We start from the raw sequence: 15,472 nt of genomic DNA, 5'->3' as shown, positions 1-15,472 counted from the left end.
ACCGCCTGCAGGAGCTCCTAGCCCTTCATCCGGAAATGCCGGACCCGCACGCCGAACGCCGCCAGCCAGGCGAAATAGACCGCCGCGCCTGCCGCCACCAGCGCCGCCAGCCACTGCACCCGGGTCCACACGCCCCAGCCCAGCCACTGCTGCCAGTCGGGCGCGAGCCACGCCAGGCCCACGCCCATCACCGTGCACCCGCCCAGCAGTTGCACGGCGTAGCGCCCCCAGCCGGGCTGGAACACCAGCACCCGCTCCTTGTGGAGCAGCCAGCCCAGCAGGCCGGCGTTGAGGAAGGCCGAGAGCGCCGTGGCCAGGGCCAGGCCGGCGTGGGCCAGCGGCCAGATCAGGATCAGGTTGAACACCATGTTGGCGACCATGGCGATGATGCCGATCTTCACCGGGGTCCGGGTGTTCTGGCGGGCGAAGAAGCCCGGCGCCAGCACCTTGATCAGCATGAAGGCGACCAGGCCCAGCGAATAGGCGCGCAGGCTCATGGCGGCCATGGCGATGTCGCGCTCGGTCATGGCGCCGTAGTGGAACAGCGAGATCAGCAGCGGCTCGGCGAGCACCGCCAGGGCCAGCGCTGCGGGCAGGCCCAGCAGCAGCACGGCGCGGATCGCCCAGTCGAGCATGGCGGCGAAGTGCTCGCCGGACTGTTCGGCATGCCGCTTGGAGAGCGCCGGCAGGATCACGGTACCGATGGCGATGCCGAACACCCCCAGCGGCAGCTCCACCAGGCGGTCGGAGTAGTAGAGCCAGGAGACGCTGCCCGGCGCCAGCAGCGAGGCCAGCACGGTGTCCAGCAGCAGGTTGATCTGGGAGACCGAGACGCCGAACAGTGCCGGCGCCATCAGCACCAGGATGCGCCTCACCCCGCTGTGGGCGAAATCGGGCCAGGGCCTGGGCATCAGCCCCAGCCGCACCAGGAAGGGCACCTGGAAGGCGAGTTGGGCGACCCCCGCGATCAGCACCCCCCAGGCCAGCGCCATGGCCGGCTCGTCCATCACGGGGGTGAGCAGCAGTGCCGACCCGATCAGCGAGAGGTTGAGCAGCACCGGGGTGAAGGCCGGCACCGCGAAGCGATTCCAGGTGTTGAGCACGCTGCCGGCGAAGGCGGTCAGCGAGACCAGCAGCAGGTAGGGGAAGGTCAGCTGCAGCATGTCGGCGGTGAGCGCCAGCTTGGCCGGGTCGCGGCCGAAGCCGGGGGCGAAGACCCACACCAGCCAGGGAGCCGCCAGCATGAAGACGGCGGTGATCAGCGCCAGCACCGCGGTGAGGCTGCCGGCCACCGCATCGAGCAGCTCGCGCACCTCGCGCTTGCTGCCGCGGGTGGCGTATTCCGAGAGCACCGGCACGAAGGCCTGGTTGAAGGCCCCCTCGGCGAACAGGCGGCGCATGAAGTTGGGGATCTTGAAGGCCACGAAGAAGGCGTCGGCACCGTTGCCGGCACCGAACAGGGCGGCCACCACCACGTCGCGCATCAGCCCCATGACCCTCGAGAGCAGGGTCATGACGCTGACCACCAGCCCCGAGCGCATCAGGCCACCGCCCTTGGGCGCCACCACGCGGTCGTCGTCGGCCGGCACGGCAGGCGTGTCGCGGGCCGGCACGGGAGGCTGTCGATCCTGTTCGCGGTCGTTCACGGCTCTCTTCCTTGGGAGACCTCGGGGTGACGGGCACAAAAAAACCGGCCACAGCCGGTTTTTCTGTTCAAGTGCCTATCCGGCCGTAAGAAACATCCGCCCCCGAGGGAGCAGGCGAGTCTCAGGCGGCCAGGGCCTTGATACGCTTGTTCAGGCGGCTCTTCAGGCGCGCGGCCTTCTTCTTGGAGAGCACGTCCTTGTCGGCGATGCGATCGATGACCGGCTGCGCCTTCTGGAAGGCGGTCATGGCCTCGGCGTGATCACCACCGTTGATGGCCTTGATGACGCGCTTGATGTAGGTGCGCACCATGGAGCGCTGGCTCGCCTTCAGGACACGACGACCTTCCGCCTGGCGGGCACGCTTGCGGGCTTGCTTGCTGTTTGCCACTGAACTGTCTCCTTGGAGATTCTGTCGCCGCCGGCTTCTTGACGGCTTCGATAACGTATTGATCCGGCAGGAAGGTTTGAGCCTTTCCGCCGGTGTGGCCATCTGGCCGACCGCTTGACATCAGCGATCGTTCACGGGCCGTGTCTGAGAGGATGGCGTATTCTATCACGCACCCCGCCCCCTGGCCATACTCGCGAACGGCGACAGGCCGCCGTCGGCGCGCCCTCAGAGGACGACGAGGTTGTCCCGGTGGATCAGCTCCGGCGCCTCCATGAAGCCGAGGACCGCCGCGATCTGGTGGCTCGGCTTGCCGAGGATCTGAGCGGCGTCCTCGGCGCCATAGTTGACCAGTCCCTTGGCGACCCGGTGCCCCTGCTCGTCGACACAGAGCACCATGTCGCCGCGGACGAAGCTGCCCGACACCGCCTTGACGCCGACCGCCAGCAGGCTGGAACCGCTGCCACGCAACACCTTCACCGCGCCGGCGTCCAGGGTCAGGGTGCCGCGCACCTGCAGCTGGCCGGCCAGCCAGCGCTTGCGCGCCGCCATCGGGGCCTGCTCCGGGCTGAGCAGGGTGCCCAGCCGCTCGCCCGCGGCCAGCCGGGTGAGCACCTCGGGCTGGCGGCCGCTGGCGATCGCGGTATAGGCCCCGGAGCGCGCCGCGAGCCGCGCCGCCTGGACCTTGGTGGTCATGCCGCCACGCCCCAGGGCGCCGCCCCCCCCGGCCACCGCGGCCAGGCTCGGGTCGTCGGCGCGCCCCTCGTGGATCAGCCGGGCCCCGGGGTCGTGGCGCGGGTCGGCGTCGAACAGCCCCTCCTGGTCGGTGAGGATGACCAGGGCATCGGCCTCCAGCAGGTTGGCCACCAGGGCGCCCAGGGTGTCGTTGTCGCCGAAGCGGATCTCGTCGGTGACCACGGTATCGTTCTCGTTGACCACCGGCACCACGCGCAGGCCGACCAGGGTGCGCAGCGCCGAGCGGGCGTTGAGGTAACGCTTGCGATTGGAGAGGTCGTCGTGGGTCAGCAGCACCTGGGCGGTGAGCAGGCCATGGCGAGCGAAGTGGTGCTCGTAGCACTGGGTCAGGCCGTTCTGCCCCACCGCGGCGGCGGCCTGGAGCTCATGCACCGCCGAGGGGCGGGCCTGCCAGCCGAGGCGCACCATGCCGGCCGCCACCGCGCCGGAGGAGACCAGCACCACCTCGATGCCGCGCCGGTGCAGCTCGGCGATCTGGTCAACCCAGCCGCCGATGGCCGCCTCGTCGAGGCCGCGACCGTCGTTGGTCAGCAGCGCACTGCCGATCTTCACCACCACCCGGCGGGCACCACTCAGCGCCTCGCGGCCGACCACCTGCCCGTTGCTTTCCATTCGCTCCTCAACCCTGACGTGATATCCGCTAGCCCGGAGCAGGGAGCTATGCCGAGGTCGCCCCTATGGGGTCAGACCCCAGCCAAACTGCCCGGACCGTCTTCGTGCCCTTCGCCAGCGAGTGACGCCACCGCCGGGGTCTGACCCCATAGGAAGCACCAGCGCCGGCGACCGATTCCTCAAGGGGCGTACTCGACCTCGACGTCGTAGTCATCATCATCGAAGTCGTCGTCGTCCTCGTCGTCCCGCTTGCGCTTACGGCCCAAGCGCGCCTCGGTGCGGGCCACCGCCTCCTCTTCCATGCGGGCGCGCATCTCGCGGGCGCGCTCGGCGGCCTCCTCGTCCTCGTTTTCCAGCCGACGCTGCTCGGTGAGCCAGCGATGGGCGGCCTGGACCAGCACCTCGGTGCCGTCACTGGAGATGGCGGAGATGCGAAACACCGGGCCCTCCCAGCCGAGGCGACGCACGATCTCGTCGACCCGCGCCTCGCGCTCCTCTTCCGGCAGCAGGTCGAGCTTGTTGATCACCAGCCAGCGAGGCAGTTCGGCGAGCGCCGGCGAGAACTGGCCCAGTTCGCGGATGATCGCCTCGGCGGCCTCCACCGGGTCGGACTCGTCGAAGGGGGCCACATCGATCACATGGAACAGCAGGCGGGTGCGGGTCAGGTGCTTGAGGAAGCGCAGCCCCAGGCCGGCGCCGTCGGAGGCGCCCTCGATCAGCCCCGGCACGTCGGCCATCACGAAGTGCTCGTGGGTGCCGAGCTTCACCACGCCGAGGTTCGGCACCAGGGTGGTGAAGGGGTAGTTGGCGACCTTGGGCTTGGCCGCGGAGACGGCCCGGATCAGCGTCGACTTGCCGGCATTGGGCATGCCCAGCAGGCCCACGTCGGCCATCACCTTCATCTCGAAGCGCAGGTTGCGGCGCTCACCCTCGGTGCCCGGGGTGGTGCGCCGCGGCGCCCGGTTGGTCGACGACTTGAAGTGGATGTTGCCGAGCCCGCGGCGCCCCCCCTGGGCCACCAGCACCACCTGGCCGATCTCGGTGACGTCGGCGATCACCTCGAGGGTGTCCTCGTCGATCACCGTGGTGCCCACCGGCACCTTGACGTGCAGGTCCTCGCCGGCCTTGCCGCTCATCTGCCGCCCCATCCCGGGCTTGCCGTTCTGGGCCTTGTAGAAGCGCTGGTACTTGAAGTCGATCAGGGTGTTGAGCGCATCGTCACCGATCAGGTAGACGCTGCCGCCATGGCCCCCGTCGCCACCGTCGGGCCCGCCCTTGGGCACGTACTTCTCGCGGCGGAAGCTCAGGCAGCCGTTACCGCCATTGCCGGCTTCCACGATGATCGAGGCTTCGTCGACGAACTGCATCTGTCACTCTCCAGGCGGCAACCAGCCACCCCAACCGCCATGATATAAGTACAAGAAGGCCCCGCCTGGGCGGGGCCTTCCTGCTGCAAATCCGCGCGCTCTCAGGCAGAGACGACGCTGACGAACTTACGGTTCTTCGGCCCCTTGGTCTCGAACTTGATCACGCCATCGTTCAGGGCGAACAGGGTGTGATCGCGGCCGAGGCCGACGCCAGTGCCGGCGTGGAACTTGGTGCCGCGCTGACGCACGATGATGTTGCCGGCGGTTACCGCCTGGCCACCATAGAGCTTGACGCCAAGGCGTTTGGATTCGGAATCGCGGCCGTTACGTGTGGAGCCGGCTGCCTTCTTATGTGCCATGGAATAAACCTCCGTTCAGGGGAGTGGACCGCTTACGCGGAGATCCCGGTGATCTTGACTTCAGTGAACCACTGACGGTGGCCCTGACGCTTCATGTGGTGCTTGCGGCGGCGGAACTTGATGATGGTCACCTTGTCGCCACGGCCGTGGGAGACGACCTCGGCGGCCACCTTGGCACCGTCGACCAGCGGCGCGCCGACCTTGACGTCGTCGCCATCGGCCACCAGCAGCACTTCGTCGAACTCGACGGCTTCGCCGGTCGGCACTTCCAGCTTCTCGAGCTTGAGGGTCTGGCCTTCCTGAACGCGGTACTGCTTGCCACCGCTCTTGATAACTGCGTACATGCTTCTCTCTCCGGAACTCATCCTGGGTTGGCTCTTCATCGGCCTGCTTCGAGTGGCGCCCCTTCCGGCAGCCATCTGACAGGGAGCGTGATGAGTGGGCCGCGCATTATAACCATGCCCGCGACGCCATACAACCCGCCGCCCCCTTCTCCTCGCCCCCCGACCGCTTCGCCTTGACGCCCCCATGGGGGCCCCATAGCATGGCCGGCAACCCAAGGCCCCTCCTTACTGTCGATAACGCCCACATGCCTGCCAACGCCTCGCCGCCGACCACCGCTGCCGCCCCCTCGCCCATCCATGCCGTGGTCGCCGAGGACTTCGCCGCCGTCGACCGCACCATCGTCGCTCAGCTCGCCTCACGGATCCCGCTGGTCGAGACCATCGGCCAGTACATCATCCAGAGCGGCGGCAAGCGCCTGCGCCCGCTGCTGGTGCTGCTGGCCGCCCGTGCGCTGGACTACCAGGGCGACGAGCATGTGACGCTCGCCACCCTGATCGAATTCATGCACACCTCGACCCTGCTGCACGACGACGTGGTCGACGAGTCGCACATGCGCCGCGGCAAGGCCACCGCCAATGACGCTTGGGGCAACGCCCCCTCGGTGCTGGTCGGCGACTTCCTCTATTCACGCTCCTTCCAGATGATGGTCGGGGTGGGATCGATGCGGATTATGGAGGTGCTGTCGGCGGCCACCTGCACCATCGCCGAGGGCGAGGTGCAGCAGCTCACCAACGTGGGCAACCCGGATACCGACGAGACCACCTACTTCGAGACCATCCAGGGCAAGACCGCCATGCTGTTCGAGGCGGCCTCCCACAGCGGCGCCATCCTCGCCGGAGCCACCCCCGAGCAGGAGGCCGCCCTGCAGTACTACGGCCGTTACCTGGGGCTGGCCTTCCAGCTGATCGACGACCTGCTCGACTACCAGGGCGATGCCGAGGCCATGGGCAAGAACGTCGGCGACGACCTGGCCGAGGGCAAGCCGACCCTGCCGCTGATCCAGGCCATGGCCGCCGGCACCCCCGACCAGGCCCGCCTGGTTCGCCAGGCGATCCGCGAGGGCGGGCTCGAGCACCTCGACGAGGTACTGGCCATCGTTCGCGAGACCGGCGCCCTGGACTACACCCGCGCCCGGGCCGAGGAGATGGCCGCCAAGGCCCTGGAACAGCTCGAGCGGCTGCCGGTCAGCGACTACCGCGACAGCATGGCCGAGCTGGCCCGCATGGCGGTGGATCGCCAGGCCTGACAACGGGATACCCGCCCGGGGGCTTGCACGGCGACGGCGTTTGCGTATAATGCGCTTCCGTCGGCGAGGCAACGCGCCCCGCGACGCAAGATCGGAGTATAGCTCAGCTTGGTAGAGCGCTGCCTTCGGGAGGCAGAGGTCGTAGGTTCGAATCCTGCTACTCCGACCAAAGAACATCGCAAAAGCCGCCACCTACGGATCATGCCGGGTGGCGGTTTTGCGTTGCCCGGCACGAAGCGCACGTCGAGCACCCACGCTCACAGCCAGGGCTCCAGTTTCAACACCCGGCTGAGCCAGGCGCGGAAGTGGTGCCAACGGCGGCCCGGCTCGCGCTCGAGACGCACCAGCTCCTCATCGACTTCCGCCAGCCAGAACAGCCCTCCGGCGTCGTCCAGCACGACCTCGTAGCTGAGTGCCGGGCTCATGCCGATGTCGGCCAGCGCCAGGAACTCGTCATTGAGGCTGGTACTCTCGACCAGCACTCCCACCTCGGTATTCCACCACAGCGAGCGCGGGTCGACATTGAAGGAGCCGACGAACAGCCGCTCATCGTCGAAGCTCAGCGCCTTGATGTGCAGGGCCGACGAGAAGGAGCCGGAAATGCCGATGGCGGCCTCCTCCCCGCGGTGGTGCTGGGCACGCAATTCGAACAGCCGCACGCCACTCTCGAGTAGCGCGCGGCGACGCGACATGTAGGCGCCGTGGACCTCCGGCAGGTCGCCGGCTTCCAGCGAATTGGTGATCACCGCCACCCGCACCCCGGACTCGACCAGTCCGGCCAGCAGGCGGGTACCGATCTCGGTGGGCACGAAATAGGCGGAGATGATCACGAAGCGCGACTCGAGCTCGGACAGCTGATCTTCCAGCGCCCCGCCCAATGTCGCCTCGAGGGGCGGCCGGCCAGGCATCCGCAGCTTGCCGGGCGGATCCCACACCGCCTCGCCCTGCCCCCAGTGAAGCGCATCCGCCAGCGCATCGCGTGCCGACACCCCCCGACGGTCACGCAGCGCGGTGACATAGGGGGACTCGTGCTGCTCTTCCAGCCAGCCACCGAGTTCATCACGCAGCGCCTGCCAGGCACCCGCCGGGACCGCATGATAGCGCCCGATCGGCTGGGCCAGGCCGTGATTCCAGTAGAGGTCGAAGCTCAGCGAGAGCGGATCGACCACCGGGCCCACCGCCAGCAGGTCGAGGTCGGCGAAGTTACGCGATTCGTCGGCATTGTAGTACGCGTCGCCCAGGTTGCGCCCACCGGTGATCGCCACCGCATTGTCGACGACCCAGAGCTTGTTGTGCATGCGCCGATGGGTGCGCCAGACCGTGGGTGCCGCGGCCAGCACCCAGGTCACCAGGTGGTCGCGACCGAAGGCGACCGGGTTGAAGACCCGCACCTGGACATTGGGGTGGCTGTCCAGGGCGGTGAGGCGCCCGGCCTGGCCTATGGCACCGACGTCATCGAGCAGCAGGCGCACCACGACGCCCCGTTCGGCGGCATCGAGCAGGCGACGCAGCAGGACCCGGGTGGTCTGCCCGTCGTCCATCAGGTAGGTCTGGACATCCACGCGTCGCTCGGCCTCCTCGACCAGGCGGGCCCGTACCGCGAAGGCCTCCTCGCCGTTCGCCAGCAGCGCGAAGCCGCTGTCACCGCCGTTCGTCCGCGACGCCTCGCGGGCCCAGCGCCCCAGGGCCGTGGCCTCGATCTCGCCGGGCCGCAGCGCCACGCCGTGCTCGCGGACCACCGGCGGCGCCGCACAGCCGGCCAGCAGCGAGAGCACGACCAACCAGCAGGGCAGCCGGCCACGTCGCCGGCGATGCTCAGGCGGCATCATCATCGTCGTCCGCCAGTCGTCGCGCCAGGGCCTTGCGCGACCGGTTGCGCCGATACAGCCGCACCAGGGCGATCCATAGCGCGGCCGTCACCATTGCCGCCAGGGTCACCCCCTGCCAGGGGCGGGCGGCATCGCCCATCATGGTCTCGAGGGTGATGATGAGAATGAACCCCAGCGCCTGGCTGGCAATGGCCAGGGCGCGCAGGGTGTCGAAGGCAGGCTTGGCCATGGATGCTCCCGCACGAGTATGAGTGACAGCCTCGCACGCTGGCAGTAGGCTAGCCGTCGAACTCGTCATTGTAACGCGCCTGTTCGTGGACGCCGACCCTCTCTCCTGGAGCCTCGCCCCCGCCATGGATGCCATCGCCCTGGGTCCCGCGCTGATCTCGGTACCCCGTCTCTATGCCTTCGCTGCCGCCCTGCTCCTGCTGCTGGCCAGCGCCTGGCTGCTCGGCCTGCCGCGCCGCGAGCACGCCCGCTGGTTCAATGGCCTGGTGCTGGCCTGGCTGGTCGGCGCCCGCCTCGGCCACGTGGCCCTGAACCTGGACGCCTATGTCGCCGCGCCGCTGGACATCGTCAAGCTCTGGCAGCCGGGCTTTCATGGCCTGTGGGGCATGGTGGCGGCATTGATCTGGACCGGCTGGGCCCTGCGCGCCCACCTGCTGCGCCTGATCGGCGCCATGGCCCTGGTGGTGGGCAGCTCGAGCCTGTGGCTGGTGCTGGTGACCCTGGCCCCGCTGGGCGACGACATGCCGCTGCGCGAACTGCCCGACATCGCCCTGGAGAACCTCGAGGGCGAGCCGGTCGAGCTGCGCTCGCTGCGCGGCGAGCTGGTGGTGGTCAACCTCTGGGCCACCTGGTGCCCCCCCTGCCTGCGCGAGATGCCGTTGCTCGCCGAGGCCGACGCCCGCGACGGCGTGACGGTCGTGGTGGCCAACCAGGGCGAGGACCTGCTGCAGGTCGTTCGCTATCTCGACGAACAGGACCTGGCGTTCCGCTACCCACTGCTCGACCCGCACCAGGAGCTGATGGTACTGACGGAGTCTCCCGGGCTGCCCACCACCGTGCTGTTCGACGCCGAGGGGCGCGCCGTGGAGCGCCACGTGGGGGAGCTCAGTCGTGCCCAGCTCGACGGCTGGTTGCGGAAGCCCTGACCCCGCCCGTCACACTTAAGCCGCGCCGGCCTTTGCTGTAAGATACCGCGCCCTGTTGCCGCCATCCCGGCGATGGCGGCGAACGAGCGCACCGTTTTCAGCATCCTCCGAGGCATCATGAGCGACTATTCACCCGGCCAGCGCTGGATCAGCGACGGCGAAGCCGAACTCGGCCTGGGCACCATTCTCGGCTGCGACTTCCGCAGCGTCACCGTGCTCTTCGGCGCCAGCCAGGAAACCCGCACCTACAGCAGCCGCCAGGCCCCGCTCACCCGGGTGGCATTCGGCAGCGGCGATCGCATCCAGGCCGCCGAGGGCTGGAGCCTGACCGTCGACGACAGCAAGGAGGTCGACGGCCTGATCGTCTACATCGGCGAGGATGAACAGGGCGAGCTGCGCGAACTGCCCGAGGCCCAACTGGCCGACACCATGCAGTTCGACCAGGCCCGCGACCGCCTACTCACCGGCCAGGTCGACCGCAACGACTGGTTCGACCTGCGCTTTCGCACCCTGCACCACTTCCATCGCATCGAGCAGAACCCGGCGCTGGGCCTGGCCGGGCCGCGCATCGACCTGATTCCCCACCAGCTCTACATCGCCGACGAGGTAGCCCGCCGCCACGCCCCACGGGTGCTGCTCGCCGACGAGGTGGGCCTGGGCAAGACCATCGAGGCGGGCCTGATCCTGCACCGGCTGCTGCTCACCGGCCGCGCCGAGCGGGCGCTGATCCTGGTGCCGGCGAGCCTCACCCACCAGTGGCTGGTCGAGTTGCTGCGCCGCTTCGCCCTCGAGGTGACCCTGCTCGACGAGCAGCAGAGCCAGGCCCACGGCGAGGCCAACCCCTTCGAGGCCGGCCAGTTGGTGCTGGCCAGCCAGGACTGGCTGTTCGCCAACCCTCGCCGCCAGGCCCAGGCCGAGGCCTGCGACTGGGACCTGCTGATCGTCGACGAGGCGCATCACCTGGCGTGGTCCGACGAGGTAGTGGGGCCGAGCTACGCCTGCGTGGAGCGGCTGGCGGCGGCGGTGCCGGGCCTGCTGCTGCTCACCGCCACCCCGGAGCAGATGGGACTGGAAAGCCACTTCGCCCGGCTGCGGCTGCTCGACCCGGACCGCTACCACAGCGTCGAGCGCTTCCGCGAGGAGGAGGCGCACTACGTGGAGGTGGCCGAGGCGATCGACGCCCTCGAGCGCCTGCCCGGCGGGGCCGGCGATCGCGAACGGGTCGCCGCGGTGATCGACGAACCCGACAGCCTGGCGTTGCTCGAGACCCTGGCCAACGGCGAGGCCGGCGCCGCCCAGCGTAGCGCCGCCCGCGACCAGCTGCGCGATCAGCTGCTCGACCGCCACGGCACCGGGCGGGTGATGTTCCGCAACAGCCGCCGCCACGTGGGGGGCTTCCCCGAGCGCCGGCTGCATGTCGCCCGCCTCGAGCTGCCGTCGTCCTACCGCCGGGTCCTGCGCCGCCTGGAACGCGACGAGGACTACCTGGACGAGTTGCTGATCGAGACCGGCCTCGACCACCCCGAGGTGCTCGTCTACCTGGACACCATGTACCGCGCGCTCGCCGACGACCCGCTCAATACCGAGCCCTGGTGGCAGTTCGACCCCCGCGTCACCTGGCTGCTCGAGCGGCTCGCCGACACCGCCGACGACGGCTTCGCCGACGACAAGGTGCTGGTGATCGCCCACGACCGCGAGACCGCCCAGGGGCTCGCCGAGGGGCTGCGCGTGCTGGGCGGCCTCCATGCCCCGGTGTTCCACGAGGGCCTCTCGCTGGTGGAGCGCGATCGCGCCGCCGCCGCCTTCGCCGACGAGGAGGAGGGCTGCCAGGTGATGGTCTGCTCGGAGATCGGCTCCGAGGGGCGCAACTTCCAGTTCTGTCGCCACCTGGTGATGTTCGACCTGCCGCTGCACCCGGACCAGCTCGAGCAGCGCATCGGGCGACTCGACCGCATCGGCCAGCGGCATGCCATCGAGCTCCACGTGCCGGTGTTCGAGGGCAGCCCCGGCGAGAAGCTGCTGCGCTGGTATCGCGACGGCATGGACGCCTTCAGCAGCCCCCATGGGGTCGGCAGCGAGATCTTCACCGCCTTCGGCGATGCCCTGGCCGACGCCCTGCTCGACGACGAGAGCCTCGCCGAGGTGATCGAGGAGACCCGGGCGCTGTTCGAGAACCGCCTGGCCGAGCGCGATGCCGGGCGCAACCGCCTGCTGGAGCTCAATGCCTGCCGCCATGAGCGTGCCGAGACGGTGGCCGCGGCGATCCGCGAGCTCGACGAGGACCGCGCCCTGCCGCGCTACCTGGACCAGGCGCTGGACATCTTCGGCGTCGACAGCCAGGAACTCGGCGGCGGCCTCCTCCACCTGCAGCCGAGCCCGCAGATGCTCGACGGCCTGCCGGGGCTGGTGAAGGGCGAGGAGGGCTTCTCGGCCACCTTCTCCCGGCGACGCGCCCTGGCCCGCGACGACGTCCAGCACCTCTCCTGGGAGCACCCGCTGCTGCGCGAGATGATGGGCCGCATCCTCGACGGCACCATGGGCAACACGGCCCTGGCGCTGCTCAAGCACCCGTCGATTCCCGCCGGCCGGCTGATGGCCGAGATGGTCTTCCGCACCCATTGCCCGGCCCCCAGGCGGCTGCACCTCAACCGCTTCCTGCCGCCCACTGCGGTGCGGGTGCTGCTCGACGAGTCCGGCGCCAGCCTCTCCGACAAGGTCTCCTTCACCGGGCTGTCGAAGAACCTGCAGAAGGTCAAGAAGGCCATGGCCCGCGACCTGATCCGCAGCCGCCACGACCAGTTGCGCGAGCTGATCGATCGCGGCGAGAGCGAGGCCGAGCGGGAGCTCTCCTCCATCGTCGAGGCGGCCCAGCGGCGCATGCGTGCCGAGCTGGACGGCGAGCTCAACCGCCTGGAGGCGCTGGCCCTCCATAACCCGGCGGTGCGCGACGACGAGCTCCAGGCCCTGCGCGAGGAGCGCAGCGACCTGGACGCCGCCATCGACGGGGCCCGCCTGCGCCTCGACGCCGTGCGGGTCATCGTCACGGTGGGCGAGGAGACGCGCTGAGGCCATCGAGGCCTGTAGAGCTGCCGAAGTGACTCAGAGCGAGGGGCGCCGAGGGCAGGCCGAAGTGGAGGTCATTTGCCATGGATGGCAAATGTAGCGCCCAGGGAGGGGTTTACAGCGCCTCCTCGCAGGCCTGTCGGCGGATCAGCCCCGAGCGGTGACGCCGCTGCCTTGTCGAACCCGGGCGATGGCTAGTGGGGCTGATCCGGCGATACGACTCAGGACATCAGCCCAGGATATCGGCCAGCGCTGCCTCCAGCGTCGGAAAGCGGAACTCGAAGCCGGCGTCGAGCAGCCGCTTCGGGCGCATGTCGGCGCCGGTCAGCAGCAGCCGCGACATCTCGCCGAAGGCGGTCTCGAGCACGATGGCGGGCACCGGCAAGACCGCCGGGCGGCGCAGTTGCTTCGCCAGCACCCGGGTGAACTCGGCGTTGGTCACCGGATGCGGGGCACTGCCGTTGAAGGGGCCCTCGAGCTCCTCGTTGTCGAGCAGGAACTGGATCGCGCGCACCAGGTCTTCCCGGTGCACCCAGGGCATGAACTGCTGGCCGTCGCCGAACCGCCCCCCCAACCCCAGCCGGAAGGGCGGCAGCATCTTCTGCAGGGCGCCTCCCCCCTGATCGAGCACCAGGCCGGTACGCAACAGTGCCACCCGGGTGCCGAAGTCCGCCGCCTCACTGGCGGTATCCTCCCAGCGCTTGCACAGGCGATGGGTGAACTCGTCATGGGGCGGGGTCTCCTCGGTCACCTCCCGGTCGCCCTGGTCGCCGTAGTAGCCCATGGCCGAGGCCGACACCATCACCGCCGGGGCACGCCCGCCGGCCGAGGCGAGCTGCTCGCAGAGCATCACCAGGTCGCGGGTGACGTTGACCCGCGAGTCGATGAGCCGCTTCTTCTGGTCGTCGCTCCAGCGCCGGGCGGCGATGGATTCCCCGGCCAGGTTGACGATGGCGGCGGGCGGCGTGTCGACGAAGTCCAGCACCGAACGGCGGATGTCGGTACCACTCGGCAACCGGTCACGCACCCGATCCGGCTCCCGGGAGACCACCAGCGGGCGATGCCCGGCCTCCTTGAGCCGCTGACACAATCGCTGCCCGACGAAGCCGCTTCCCCCGGTGATCAGCACTCGCATCGTGGATCCCTCCTTAGGCGCCGATGAGTTATACAGTCGTTGTACACTTCTGCTAGTCTAGCTGAAACCCCTTTCAGTTGCGCGAACCTGCGGCGCCCAGGCGTCCTGACATTCAGCCACGACTCTCGACATCCGGAGGTTCCCCGGCATGCCCTACGCCCTGATCCTGCTCGCCCACGGCTCCAGCGACCCCCACTGGCGGGCCCCCTTCGAGCGCCTGGCCGAGGCGCTGGCCCGACGCCTGGAGACCCCGCTGCGACTCGCCTACATGGAGCTCAGCGAGCCCTCCCTGGAGACCACCGTGGCCGAGCTGGCAACGGCCGGTGTCGAACGGGCCGAGATCCTGCCGCTGTTCTTCGCCGCGGGACGCCACCTGCGCAAGGACGTTCCCGGGCAGGTCGCCGCCCTGGCCAACGCCCACCCCGGCATCGAGCTGCATCTGCTGCCGCCGGTGGGCGAGCATCCGGCCTTCGTCGAGGCCCTGGCCGCCGTGATCGCCGAGCAGGCCGGCGAGTCCGCGTCCGGCTGAAACGCCGAGGCGAATACCCGGCCCCATGTTGTACATTGACAGTGACTTGTACAAAATCAGCCCCTGAACTCCGGCCGCCTCGACACCGGCGGGGCAAGCGATCAGCAAGAGGCACAGCCGCCCATGAGTGACAAGGCGACCCACCCGGCCGACACGCCGCTCTATCCGATCCGGGAGGTCTCCCGGCTGACCGGCGTCAATTCGGTCACCCTGCGGGCCTGGGAGCGCCGTTACGGCCTGATTCGGCCCCGCCGCACGCCCAAGGGCCATCGCCTCTATGCCCGTGACGACATCGACCGCATCGAACGCATCCTGCAGTGGCTCAATCGTGGCGTGCCGGTCAGCCAGGTGCGGGAACTGCTCGAACAGCCCGAGCCGGTCGAGGCGCCGGCCCCCTCCGCCGGCGACTGGCCGAGCCAGCGCCACCAGCTGGTCGCGGCCCTGGAGGCCTTCGACCTGCCTCGGCTGGAGATCCTGTTCAACCAGAGCCTGGCCCTCTATCCGGTCACGACCTGCGTCGCCGAGCTGTGGCAGCCGGTGATTCGCGAGCGGGAAGAGCACTGGGACGACCAGCTCGGCGCCCTGCTCCAGCGCCGTACCCTCGAGGCCTTCCTGCGCACCCGTATCGGCACCCGGCTCTATCATGCCAACCAGACCGCCACCGGACCGCTGGTGCTGATCGGCCAGCTGCCGGAAGACCCCGGCCCGCTGTGGATGCTGCTGGCGGCGCTGACCGCCAGCGACGAGGGCTATCGGGTGCAGCTGTTCGATGCCCCGTTGCCCTTCACCGAGCTGCCGCTGGCCATGGAGCGCTTCCAGGCCTCGGCCCTGCTGCTGGCCAGCGGCAAGGCCGAACGTGCCGACCTGATACGACGCCAGCTACCGCGCCTGGCCGAGCAGCTCGATGCCCCGCTGGCCCTGTGTGGTCCGGTGGCCCGGATACGGGCCGCCGACCTGGACCCGAGCCGGGTCGAAGTGCTGGGCGACGACCTGCCCCAGGCCATCGCCCGCCTGGGGTCACTGATCAGGGATCGCTGAACGACCGA

Annotated in this window: 14 protein-coding genes and 1 tRNA gene; 6 read left to right on the top strand and 9 right to left on the bottom strand. The window is 69.4% G+C overall.

What is annotated here, in order from left to right:
* Positions 1–17: 17 nt before the first annotated feature.
* From murJ to rplU, 6 genes are all read right to left on the bottom strand, one after another.
* Positions 18–1,541, bottom strand: coding sequence for a murein biosynthesis integral membrane protein MurJ (gene murJ, locus QLQ85_RS01765; RefSeq protein ID WP_282737443.1), 1,524 nt, complete (start codon positions 1,539–1,541; stop codon positions 18–20).
* Positions 1,542–1,767: 226 nt separating this feature from the next.
* The gene (gene rpsT, locus QLQ85_RS01760; protein WP_102626712.1) at positions 1,768–2,034 is read right to left on the bottom strand and encodes a 30S ribosomal protein S20; all 267 of its coding nucleotides are present in this window, start codon (positions 2,032–2,034) and stop codon (positions 1,768–1,770) included.
* 225 nt (positions 2,035–2,259) lie between these two features.
* The gene (gene proB / locus QLQ85_RS01755) at positions 2,260–3,399 is read right to left on the bottom strand and encodes a glutamate 5-kinase (protein WP_282737419.1); all 1,140 of its coding nucleotides are present in this window, start codon (positions 3,397–3,399) and stop codon (positions 2,260–2,262) included.
* A 179-nt stretch (positions 3,400–3,578) separates the two neighbouring features.
* On the bottom strand, positions 3,579–4,766 hold the full coding sequence (gene cgtA / locus QLQ85_RS01750; protein ID WP_282737418.1) for an Obg family GTPase CgtA: 1,188 nt from the start codon (positions 4,764–4,766) through the stop codon (positions 3,579–3,581).
* Positions 4,767–4,867: 101 nt separating this feature from the next.
* Positions 4,868–5,125 carry a 50S ribosomal protein L27 gene (gene rpmA, locus QLQ85_RS01745; RefSeq protein ID WP_102626715.1) on the bottom strand — a complete coding sequence of 86 codons (258 nt, stop codon included), beginning with the start codon at positions 5,123–5,125 and terminating at the stop codon, positions 4,868–4,870.
* Between the two features lie 32 nt (positions 5,126–5,157).
* A complete protein-coding gene (gene rplU, locus QLQ85_RS01740) occupies positions 5,158–5,469 on the bottom strand; it encodes a 50S ribosomal protein L21 (RefSeq protein WP_102626716.1) in 312 nt (103 codons plus the stop codon).
* Between the two features lie 245 nt (positions 5,470–5,714).
* Between rplU and ispB the strand changes: the two genes are divergently transcribed.
* Together ispB and QLQ85_RS01730 are read left to right on the top strand one after the other, a co-directional pair.
* Positions 5,715–6,716: an octaprenyl diphosphate synthase gene (gene ispB, locus QLQ85_RS01735; RefSeq protein ID WP_282737417.1), complete on the top strand. Its 1,002-nt coding sequence runs from the start codon at positions 5,715–5,717 to the stop codon at positions 6,714–6,716.
* Between the two features lie 92 nt (positions 6,717–6,808).
* Positions 6,809–6,885, top strand: a tRNA-Pro gene (locus QLQ85_RS01730).
* Between the two features lie 88 nt (positions 6,886–6,973).
* Here the strand turns inward: QLQ85_RS01730 and QLQ85_RS01725 are convergent.
* Together QLQ85_RS01725 and QLQ85_RS01720 are read right to left on the bottom strand one after the other, a co-directional pair.
* Positions 6,974–8,548, bottom strand: coding sequence for a phospholipase D family protein (locus QLQ85_RS01725; protein ID WP_282737416.1), 1,575 nt, complete (start codon positions 8,546–8,548; stop codon positions 6,974–6,976).
* On the bottom strand, positions 8,532–8,774 hold the full coding sequence (locus tag QLQ85_RS01720) for a hypothetical protein (RefSeq protein ID WP_282720182.1): 243 nt from the start codon (positions 8,772–8,774) through the stop codon (positions 8,532–8,534). The genes QLQ85_RS01725 and QLQ85_RS01720 overlap by 17 nt, the downstream gene beginning before the upstream one ends.
* Positions 8,775–8,898: 124 nt before the next feature.
* Here QLQ85_RS01720 and QLQ85_RS01715 point away from each other — a divergent pair, with 124 nt between their 5' ends.
* A complete protein-coding gene (locus QLQ85_RS01715) occupies positions 8,899–9,699 on the top strand; it encodes a TlpA disulfide reductase family protein (protein WP_282737442.1) in 801 nt (266 codons plus the stop codon).
* Positions 9,700–9,816: 117 nt separating this feature from the next.
* Entirely contained in the window at positions 9,817–12,765 is a 2,949-nt protein-coding gene (gene rapA / locus QLQ85_RS01710) for an RNA polymerase-associated protein RapA (RefSeq protein WP_282737415.1), read from the top strand.
* 226 nt (positions 12,766–12,991) lie between these two features.
* On the opposite strand, the gene QLQ85_RS01705 is transcribed toward rapA, so the two are convergent.
* Positions 12,992–13,897, bottom strand: a complete 906-nt coding sequence (locus tag QLQ85_RS01705; protein ID WP_282737414.1) for a TIGR01777 family oxidoreductase — start codon at positions 13,895–13,897, stop codon at positions 12,992–12,994.
* 148 nt (positions 13,898–14,045) lie between these two features.
* Here QLQ85_RS01705 and QLQ85_RS01700 point away from each other — a divergent pair, with 148 nt between their 5' ends.
* Positions 14,046–14,426, top strand: a complete 381-nt coding sequence (locus tag QLQ85_RS01700) for a sirohydrochlorin chelatase (RefSeq protein WP_282737413.1) — start codon at positions 14,046–14,048, stop codon at positions 14,424–14,426.
* A gap of 123 nt (positions 14,427–14,549) precedes the next feature.
* The gene (locus tag QLQ85_RS01695) at positions 14,550–15,464 is read left to right on the top strand and encodes a MerR family transcriptional regulator (protein ID WP_282720187.1); all 915 of its coding nucleotides are present in this window, start codon (positions 14,550–14,552) and stop codon (positions 15,462–15,464) included.
* Positions 15,465–15,472: the final 8 nt, after the last annotated feature.

Origin of the sequence: Halomonas kalidii, assembly GCF_030010475.1 — a bacterium.
GTDB lineage: Bacteria > Pseudomonadota > Gammaproteobacteria > Pseudomonadales > Halomonadaceae > Halomonas > Halomonas heilongjiangensis.
This window is presented reverse-complemented; position numbering and strand designations above follow the sequence as displayed.